The organism is Tepidimonas aquatica (genome assembly GCF_007556585.1).
Classification (GTDB): Bacteria; Pseudomonadota; Gammaproteobacteria; order Burkholderiales; family Burkholderiaceae_C; genus Tepidimonas; species Tepidimonas aquatica.
Genome location: NZ_VJNA01000022.1, coordinates 34237 through 43424 on the forward strand (window position 1 = coordinate 34237; position 9188 = coordinate 43424).

Sequence of the window (9188 nt, forward strand, 5' to 3'; positions counted from 1 at the left end):
CCCCTCCCCGCACGCAGGAGAACGGCCGATGAACGCCGAACCCCAAACTACCCCCACCGGTACCCAGACCGAACGGCTGGGCATCTCCGGCGTGATCGCGCGCGCCTTCCAGGCCAACGCCATCACGCCGCTGCTGGCGCTGGTGGCGCTGCTGCTGGGCCTCTTTGCGGTGCTGGTCACGCCGCGCGAGGAGGAGCCGCAGATCAACGTCACGATGGCCAACGTGCTGATCCCATTCCCCGGCGCCTCCGCCGCGGACGTGGAAAAGATGGTGGCGCAGCCCGCCGAGCACGTGCTGTCGCAGATCCAAGGCATCGAGCACACCTACAGCGTCTCGCGCCCCGGCGTGGCGGTGCTGACGGTGCAGTTCAAGGTCGGCGTGCCGCGCACCGAGGCGCTGGTGCGCCTGTACGACGTGCTCAACGCCAACCAGGACTGGCTGCCGCAGGGCCTGGGCGTGCTGCCGCCGATCGTCAAGCCCAAGGGCATCGACGACGTGCCGGTGCTGGCCGCCACGCTCTGGAGCCCCGCGGGCACGAGCGCGTGGGAAATCGAGCGCGTCGCGCACGCCATCGAGACCGAGCTCAAGCGCGTGCCCGGCACGCGCGAGGTGCAGACCATCGGCGGCCCCGGGCGCGCCATCCACGTCTGGATCGAGCCGGAGCGGCTGCGCGCGCGCGGCGTGCCGCTGCAGGCCATCCACCAGGCGATCGCCGCCGCCAACCAGGCCATGCCGTCCGGCACCGTGGCGCAGCCGCGCCAGCAGCCCGGCGAGCCGGGCCTGCTGACGGTGGAAACCGGCGAGTTCCTGAAAAGCGTGCAGGACGTCGGCGACATCGTGGTCGGCGTGCACCAGGGCCGCCCGGTGTACCTGCGCGAGGTGGCGGGCATCGAGGAAGGTGCGCAGCTGCCGCGCCGCTACGTCTGGCACACGCCGGGGCCGGCCGCGACGCTGCCGCAGGGCGCGCAGCCCGGCCAGGCCTACCCCGCCGTCACGGTCATCGTGACCAAGAAGCCGGGCGAGAACGCCGTGGACGTGGCGCGCGCCGCGACGCAGCAGCTGGAGCGCCTGCACAACACGCTGATCCCCGAGGGCGTGGAGGTGACGATCAGCCGCGACTACGGCGCCACCGCCGCCGACAAGGCCAACAAGCTGATCAGCAAGCTGATCTTCGCCACCGGCAGCGTGATCGTGCTGGTCGGGCTGGCGCTGGGCCGGCGCGAGGCGGTCATCGTCGGCGTGGCGGTGATCCTGACGCTGACGGCCACGCTGTTCGCCTCGTGGGCGTGGGGCTTCACGCTCAACCGCGTGTCGCTGTTCGCGCTGATCTTCTCGATCGGCATCCTGGTCGACGACGCCATCGTCGTGGTGGAAAACATCCACCGCCACCGCCAGCTCACGCCCGAGGCGTCGTTGCGGGAGATCATCCCGCGCGCGGTGGACGAGGTCGGCGGGCCGACCATCCTGGCGACGCTGACGGTGATCGCGGCGCTGCTGCCGATGGCCTTCGTCACCGGCCTGATGGGCCCGTACATGAGCCCGATCCCGATCAACGCCAGCATGGGCATGGCGATCTCGCTGGCCATCGCTTTCACCGTGACGCCGTGGCTGGCGCACAAGCTGATGGGCAAACACGGCGCCGGCCACGCGGCGCACGGGCCGTCCAAGTTGACGCGCGGACTGCAGACCCTGTTTACGCGCGTGCTGACGCCGTTCCTGGCAAGCGCCCGCCACCGCTGGCTGCTGGCGCTGGGCGTGCTGGCGGGCCTGTTCCTGTCGGTCGGGCTGGCGGTGGTGCAGGCGGTGATCCTCAAGATGCTGCCGTTCGACAACAAGAGCGAGTTCCAGGTGGTGCTGGAAATGCCCGCCGGCACGGCGCTGGAAGACACCGCCGCCGCGCTGCAGGACATGACGGCGTTCCTGGCGCAGCAGCCGGAGGTCACGCACGTGCAGGGCTACGCCGGCACCGCCAGCCCCATCACCTTCAACGGACTGGTGCGGCAGTATTACCTGCGTGCCGACGCCGAGCAGGGCGACCTGCAGGTCAACCTGATCGACGCCAAGCACCGCAAGGAACAGAGCCACGCCATCGCGCAGCGCCTGCGCCCGGGGCTGGAAACCATCGCGCAAGCGCACGGCGGGCGCATCAAGGTGGTGGAGGTGCCGCCGGGGCCGCCGGTGCTGTCGCCGATCGTCGCCGAGGTCTACGGCCCGGACGAGGCCGGCCGCGCCGAACTCGCCCGCCGCGTGGCCAAAGCGTTCGCCGACACGCCCGACATCGTCGGCATCGACACCACGCTGAAGGAGGAAGCGCCGCGCGTCTTCCTGCGCATCGAGCGCGCGCGGGCCGAGAGCCTGGGCATCCCGGCGCAGGTGATCGCGCAGACGGTGTACACGGCGCTGTCGGGCAGCGACGCGGCCTACCTGCACGACGGCCACGCCAAGTTCGCGGTGCCGGTGCGGCTGCAGCTGCCGCGCGAGCGCCAGGTCGGGCTGGAGGCGCTGCTGGCGCTGCCGCTCAAGGCCGCCGACGGCCGCATGGTGCCGCTGTCGGAGCTGGTGCGCGTGGAGCGCGGCGTCATCGACCCGCCGCGCTTCACCAAGGACCTGCTGCCGGTGGTCTATGTGCTGGGCGACATGGCCGGCAAGACCGACTCGCCGCTGTACGGGATGTTTGCGATCCGCGGCCGGCTGGCCGAGGCCGCGCTGCCCGACACCGGGGGCCTGGGCGAGTACTGGATCCGCCAGCCGGCCGACCCGTGGCGCGAGTACGCGATCAAGTGGGACGGCGAGTGGCAGGTCACCTACGAGACCTTCCGCGACATGGGCGCGGCCTACGCGGTCGGGCTGGTGCTGATCTACCTGCTGGTGGTGGCGCAGTTCCGCAGCTACCTGACGCCGCTGATCATCATGGCGCCGATTCCGCTGACGATGATCGGCATCATGCCAGGGCACGCGCTGCTGGGCGCGCAGTTCACCGCCACCAGCATGATCGGCATGATCGCGCTGGCCGGCATCATCGTGCGCAACTCGATCCTGCTGGTGGACTTCATCGAGCAGGAGACGGCCAAAGGCATGCCGTTTGATGAGGCGGTGGTGCAGTCGGCCGCGGTGCGTGCGCAACCCATCGCGCTGACGGCGCTGGCGGCGATGCTCGGGGCGTTCTTCATCCTGGACGACCCGATCTTCAACGGCCTGGCCGTGTCCTTGATCTTCGGCATCGCCGTCTCCACCTTGCTGACGCTGGTGGTCATCCCGGTGCTGTACTACGCCGTGTACCGGCGCCGCCACGAGGCACCGGGCGCGCCGCGCCCCGCCTGAATCCCGTTTTTCCTGCAACCCTGTCCCAACCCTTGCCAGTGAGGAGAGCATCATGACCGTCGAGCGCTGGATCCGTGTGATCGCGGGCCTGTTCGTGTTCCTGTCGGTGGCGCTGGGCGCGCCCGCCAGCCCGCTGTTCGTCAGCGAGTGGTTCCTGGCCTTCACGGCCTTCGTCGGGCTGAACCTGTTCCAGTTCGGCTTCACCAACTTCTGCCCGCTGGCCATCATCCTGAAGAAGCTGGGCGTGCCCGAGGCCGCCATCCCCTGCAAGGCCTGCTGAGGCCGAGGCGGAGGCCGCGATGAACGGTGCCCATCCCACCCCACTGAAGTTCCTGCATCCCGGCTGGTTCACGCTGGTGATGGGCCTCAGCGGCCTGGCGCTGGCCTGGCACGCCGCCGGCCCCGTGCTCGGCCCCTGGGCCGAGGGGGCGGCGCTGGTCATCGGTGCGCTGGCCGCGACGGTGTTCGTGGTGTTGCTTGCGGGTTCACTGCGCCGCTGGCAGCGCCATCCCGAGGCCGTCGCCGAGGATCTGCGCCATCCGGTGCGCCACGCCTTCGTCGCCGCGATGCCGGTGGCGCTGCTCCTGCTGGCGACCTGGCTGCAGGCGGTGGACCTGGCGCGGCCGCTGGCGCAGGCGCTGTGGTGGATCGGCTCGATCGGCCAGCTCGGCGTCACTGTCTGGGCGCTGGGGCGGTGGCTGGCCCCCACCGTGGCGCACGCCCCAGATGCGCAGTCGCTGTGGAACGGCGTCACCCCGGTGCTCTACATCCCGGTGGTCGGCAACGTCGTCGCGCCGCTGGCCGGCGTCGGCTTCGAGCACGCCCTGTGGTCGGCGGCGCACTTCGGCATCGGGGTGTTCTTCTGGCCGGTGGTGTTCACGCTGCTGGTGGTGCGGCGGCTGGCGCACGGGCCGATGCCGCCGCGACTGCATCCAACGTGGTTCATCTCGCTGGCGCCGGCGGCGGTTGTGGGGCTGTGCGCGCTGCGCTTTGGCTGGCCGCCGGGCGTGGCGGCCGCCGTCTGGGGCGTGGGCCTGTTCATGCTGCTGTGGGTCGGCACGCAGGCGCGGCGCTACTTCGCGCAGCCGTTCGCGCTGCCGTTCTGGGCCGTGTCGTTCCCGCTGGCGGCGTTCACCAGTCTGACCTTCAAGCTGGCGTTGGCGCTGGCGCACCCGGGGCTGCAACTCGCGGCGCTGGGGCTGCTGGCGCTGGTGTCCGTGATCATCGCCGCGCTGACGCTGGCCACGATCAAGGGTCTGCGCAACGGCACGCTGCTGGCCCCGGAGCCGGTGGCGCCGGTGGTGGCCGTACCTTGAAGCACCTGCCCGCGCTGACCCGGCGGCGACGCGGCCCGCGCGGGCGCGCTGCTACGATGCGCGGCCATGAACATCGTTGACGCGGCCTTGCTGGCCACCGCCGCCGTGGCCGCTGGCGCCCTCAACGCGGTGGCGGGCGGCGGCAGCTTTCTCACCTTTCCGGCGCTGGTGTTCGTGGGTGTGCCGCCGATCGCGGCCAACGCCACCAGCGCCGTGGCCGTCAGCCCGGGCTACCTGGGCAGCGCACTGGGCTACCGCGCCGAGCTGGCCGCGCTGCCACGCGCGCGCCTGTGGCGCGAGGGGGCGCTGGCCGCCGCCGGTGGCGTGTTGGGGGCGTTGCTGCTGCTGGTCACGCCGGCGGCCACCTTTCGCGCCATCGTGCCTTGGCTGCTGCTGGCGGCCACACTGGTGTTTGCGTTCGGGCCATGGCTGGTGCGCCGGCTGGGCCGTGGCCGACCAGCCCCCCCGGCGGCACGCGCCCTGGGGTTGCTGCTGGTGGCGGTGTACGGGGGCTATTTCAATGGCGGGCTGGGCATTGTGCTGATGGCACTGTACGCCGCCACCGGCGAGACCGACATCCAGCGCGCCAACGCGCTGAAAAACATCAACTCCCTGCTGCTGTCGCTGCTGTCGGTGGCAACCTTTGTGCTGGCGGGTGTGGTGGCGTGGGCGCCCGCGCTGCTGATGATGGTGGCGGCCACCGCCGGCGGCTGGCTGGGCGCCCGGGCAGCACGGCGCCTGCCCGCCACCGCAGTGCGCGCCGTGGTGGTGGGCACCGGGGTGGTGATGTCGGTGCTGTTTTTCGTGCGCGGCTGACGGGCGGCACCTTGACCGATGCGCACCAAGCCGCCATTTGGCATTGGGGACGGGCTTCCACCCTCCCCCCGCTGGGTTTGCCGTGTTATCGTCATGTGAATTGCGCCTCGCGAGGAGCCTCACCACCATGCAACGCATGCCCGATGTCCTGGAAGGACGGCTCGACAAAATCGCCTACCCCCACATCCGCCAGCGACTGGAGCAGTTGCGCGACCAGCCGCAGGCGATGCTTGACTACGTCAACGGGCTGTTCCTCGACACCCGCGACGGGCAGCGGCGCGGCTTCGATTTCACCACCGCGTCGACGCTGATGACCATCAAGCACGACCTGATGCTGCAGTTGGGCGAGCTCGAGCGTTTGCGGCACGAATTCACGCCGTGGGACCATGACTTCCGCGTCGCCGGCCCCGCCCAACCTTACCACCCCCCCGCGAAGCTGCCAAAAAACTGGTGATGGATGTCTCCATGGCGGACGCCGCGACTTTCGACCACATCATCGTCGGGGCAGGCACGGCGGGCTGCCTGCTGGCCAACCGCCTCAGCGCCGACCCGGCGCGGCGCGTGCTGCTGCTCGAAGCCGGCGGGCGTGACGACTACCTGTGGATCCACATCCCGGTCGGCTACCTGTACTGCATCGGCAACCCACGCACCGATTGGTTGTACCAGACGGAGCCGGACGCCGGTTTGAATGGCCGCCGGCTGCGTTACCCGCGCGGCAAGGTGCTGGGGGGCTGCTCCAGCATCAACGGCATGATTTATATGCGCGGCCAGGCGCGTGACTACGATGGCTGGGCCGCGCACACCGGTGAGCCAGCGTGGAGCTGGGCGCAGTGTCTGCCCGACTTCGTCGCGCACGAGGATCACTGGCGGCTGGACGCCCACGATGACCCGACGCTGGCCACGCTGCACGGGCACCGCCGCAGCGGCAGCACCGGCGAGTGGCGCGTCGAGCGCCAGCGGCTGCGCTGGGACATACTGGACGCGTTTGCGCGCGCCGCCCAACAGGCCGGCATCCCGGCCACCGACGACTTCAACCGCGGCAACAACGAAGGGGTTGGCTACTTCGAGGTCAACCAGCGTGCCGGTTGGCGCTGGAACGCCGCCAAGGCGTTTTTGCATCCGGTGCGCCGCCGACCCAACCTGACCGTGTGGACCGATGCCCAGGTGACGCGGTTGGTGTTCGAGGGCGGCCCGGGCGCGCCGCTGCGCTGCTGCGGCGTCGACGTGGTCGTGCGCGGGCAACGCGTCGTCGTGCAGGCGGCGCGCGAGGTCACCCTGGCGGCGGGCGCGATCGGCTCGCCGGCCATCCTGCAGCGCTCCGGCATCGGACCGGCGGCGTGGCTGCAGCCGCTGGGCATCCCGGTCGTGGCCGACCTGCCAGGTGTCGGGGCCAACCTGCAGGACCATCTGCAAATCCGTGCCGTGTACCGCGTGCGCGGCACCACCACGCTCAACACGCTGGCCAACAGCCCATGGGGCAAGCTGCGCATCGGCTTGCAGTACCTGCTGACGCGCAGCGGGCCGATGAGCATGGCGCCCAGCCAGCTAGGCGCGTTCACGCGCAGCGACGCGCAGCAGCGCTGGCCCAACCTGGAGTACCACGTGCAGCCGCTCAGCCTGGATGCGTTTGGCGAGCCGCTGCACCGCTTCGACGCCTTCACCGCCAGCGTCTGCAACCTCAACCCCAGCAGCCGCGGCACGGTGCGCATCCGTTCGCCGCGCTGGGAGGACGCGCCGGCCATCGCGCCCAACTACCTCTCGACCGAGGACGACCGCCGTGTCGCCGCGGCCAGCCTGCGGCTGACGCGACGCATCGTCGCGCAACCCGCGCTGGCCCCGTACCAACCGGACGAGTACAAACCCGGCCCGCAGTACCAGACCGACGACGAGCTGGCGCGGCTGGCCGGCGACATCGCCACCACCATCTTCCACCCGGTGGGCACCACCGCGATGGGGCCCGACGGCGACCCGATGGCCGTGACCGACCCGCAGCTGCGCGTGCGCGATGCACGCGGTGGGCGCATCGCAGGCCTGCGGGTGGTGGACGCCGGCATCATGCCGACGATCACCAGCGGCAACACCAACAGTCCCACGCTGATGATCGCGGAAAAAGCCGCCCGCTGGATCCTGACGCAGACCTGACCGATGCCGATCAGGGTAAATCCCGAGACCGGCGGTGGCACGGCGCCCCTAGAATGGCATCACTCGACCCGGGCCAAGCCCGGTCATCGAGGGCTCCGAGGAGACAAACATCTGCAGCGCCGGCCCCATGTGGTCGGCGTTGTTTTTGTGGCGGGGTCGTTGGGGCGGCGTGGCGCTGGCCGCCCCTCACGCGTCGGCATCCAACAGCCGCCCCAGCATGCGGTCGGCGGCTTTGAACACCTGCAGGTTGGCCGCAAACGCCCCAGCCGCCATGCGTTGCTCGACCAAGTCGGCGGCGACGTCGCTGCCCGGCTCGGGCACGCGCTCGGTGCGGGCGCGCACGCCACCGCTGGCGTCGGCCTCGGCGCGCGCCTGCACGCGGCGGTAACCTTCGGTGGGCAGGTTGGCGATGTTGGACGCCGCGGCATCCAGCCGCAGCTGCGCGGCCGCCATGCCTGACACGGCGATGTTGGCAACGGTGTTCACGTGGCCAGTGTAGCGCGCGCCACGCGCCCGCGCGGGCGCCAACCGACCAACGGCGGCGCCCGCGCGCTTGACGCTTCAGCGCGCCGCGGCGCCGCGGTTCAGCAGCGCGTACAGCGCAATCGCGCCAAACGTCGCGGTGCCGATGCCACCCAGCGCAAAGTCGCCAAACTTCAGCGTGAAGTCGCCGGTGCCCAGCACCAGCGTGATGGCGGCCACCAGCAGGTTTTTGTTATCGGAAAAATCCACCTGGTTGTCGACCCAGATCTTGGCCCCGGCCACGGCGATCAACCCGAACACCACAATCGACACACCCCCCATCACCGCCAGCGGGATGGTCTGGATCAGCGCGCCAAACTTGGGGCTGAAGCCCAGCAAGATGGCCATCAGCCCGGCGACGACGAAAATCGCCGTCGAGTAGATCTTGGTGGCCGCCATGACACCGATATTTTCGGCGTAGGTCGTCACCCCGGTGCCGCCGACGCTGCCAGCCACCATCGTCGCCACGCCATCGCCCATGAAGGCGCGGCCCATGTAGCGGTCCAGGTCGCGCCCGGTCATCGCCGTCACGGCCTTGATATGTCCGAGGTTTTCCGCCACCAGGATGATGGCCACCGGAGCGATGAGCACCATCGCGTGCGCGCTGAACACCGGGGCGCTGAACTGCGGCAGGCCAAACCACGCCGCCTGCGCCACGCCCGACAGGTCCAGCGGCTTGCCCAGCCCCAGGCCGTTGGCCAGCACCGCGTAGACGACGCTGGCCACGATCAGCCCCATCAGGATCAGCAGCCGCTGCACCATGCCGCGCGTGAACACCGCCACCAGCCCCACGCAGACGAAGGTCACCACCTGCATCCAGGCGTCAAACGGCGTCGGCGCCATGTTTTTGACCGGGATGTGCGCCAGGTTCAAGCCGATGACCGCCACCACCGAACCGGTCACCACCGGCGGCATCAGGCGCTCGATCCAACCGGTGCCTAGCTGTCAGGTCCCGGACGATTGCGTGGCACTTTTATGAAAAGTTCCGGTTTTTCTTTGTACCATCTTTTCATGGCCTCGATGGGCGGGACATGTCCCAGGGCTTTCTGGGGGATGTGGTGATTGTACAG

The 9188-nt window shown here is 70.2% G+C and carries 7 protein-coding genes and 2 pseudogenes; 6 read left to right on the forward strand and 3 right to left on the reverse strand.

What is annotated here, in order from left to right; genetic code table 11:
- Window positions 1-28 precede the first annotated feature (28 nt).
- From Taqua_RS09180 to Taqua_RS09205, 6 genes are all read left to right on the forward strand, one after another.
- Window positions 29-3322, forward strand: coding sequence for an efflux RND transporter permease subunit (locus Taqua_RS09180; RefSeq protein WP_144326382.1), 3294 nt, complete (start codon window positions 29-31; stop codon window positions 3320-3322).
- Between the two features lie 52 nt (window positions 3323-3374).
- Window positions 3375-3602, forward strand: coding sequence for a YgaP family membrane protein (locus Taqua_RS09185; RefSeq protein WP_068607687.1), 228 nt, complete (start codon window positions 3375-3377; stop codon window positions 3600-3602).
- Between the two features lie 19 nt (window positions 3603-3621).
- Window positions 3622-4638, forward strand: a complete 1017-nt coding sequence (locus Taqua_RS09190; protein WP_144326383.1) for an SLAC1 anion channel family protein — start codon at window positions 3622-3624, stop codon at window positions 4636-4638.
- Window positions 4639-4704: 66 nt separating this feature from the next.
- Window positions 4705-5454, forward strand: a complete 750-nt coding sequence (locus tag Taqua_RS09195) for a sulfite exporter TauE/SafE family protein (RefSeq protein WP_144326384.1) — start codon at window positions 4705-4707, stop codon at window positions 5452-5454.
- Window positions 5455-5581: 127 nt separating this feature from the next.
- Window positions 5582-5908, forward strand: a complete 327-nt coding sequence (locus Taqua_RS09200) for a hypothetical protein (protein WP_144326385.1) — start codon at window positions 5582-5584, stop codon at window positions 5906-5908.
- 11 nt (window positions 5909-5919) lie between these two features.
- A complete protein-coding gene (locus Taqua_RS09205) occupies window positions 5920-7596 on the forward strand; it encodes a GMC family oxidoreductase (RefSeq protein ID WP_144326386.1) in 1677 nt (558 codons plus the stop codon).
- A gap of 186 nt (window positions 7597-7782) precedes the next feature.
- Here Taqua_RS09205 and Taqua_RS09210 read toward each other — a convergent pair whose 3' ends face one another.
- From Taqua_RS09210 to Taqua_RS13535, 3 genes and pseudogenes are all read right to left on the reverse strand, one after another.
- Window positions 7783-8082: a flagellar basal body protein gene (locus Taqua_RS09210; RefSeq protein WP_144326387.1), complete on the reverse strand. Its 300-nt coding sequence runs from the start codon at window positions 8080-8082 to the stop codon at window positions 7783-7785.
- Between the two features lie 75 nt (window positions 8083-8157).
- A pseudogene (locus tag Taqua_RS09215) lies at window positions 8158-9060 on the reverse strand (solute carrier family 23 protein); the annotation flags it as partial.
- A pseudogene (locus tag Taqua_RS13535) lies at window positions 9057-9188 on the reverse strand (IS481 family transposase); the annotation flags it as partial. The pseudogenes Taqua_RS09215 and Taqua_RS13535, both read right to left, overlap by 4 nt.

Bases quoted from the DNA above. Each gene is read 5' to 3' on its own strand.
- Taqua_RS09180 (WP_144326382.1), top strand. From the start codon at position 29: ATGAACGCCGAACCCCAAACTACCCCCACCGGTACCCAGACCGAACGG.
- Taqua_RS09185 (WP_068607687.1), top strand. From the start codon at position 3,375: ATGACCGTCGAGCGCTGGATCCGTGTGATCGCGGGCCTGTTCGTGTTC.
- Taqua_RS09190 (WP_144326383.1), top strand. From the start codon at position 3,622: ATGAACGGTGCCCATCCCACCCCACTGAAGTTCCTGCATCCCGGCTGG.
- Taqua_RS09195 (WP_144326384.1), top strand. From the start codon at position 4,705: ATGAACATCGTTGACGCGGCCTTGCTGGCCACCGCCGCCGTGGCCGCT.
- Taqua_RS09200 (WP_144326385.1), top strand. From the start codon at position 5,582: ATGCAACGCATGCCCGATGTCCTGGAAGGACGGCTCGACAAAATCGCC.
- Taqua_RS09205 (WP_144326386.1), top strand. From the start codon at position 5,920: ATGGCGGACGCCGCGACTTTCGACCACATCATCGTCGGGGCAGGCACG.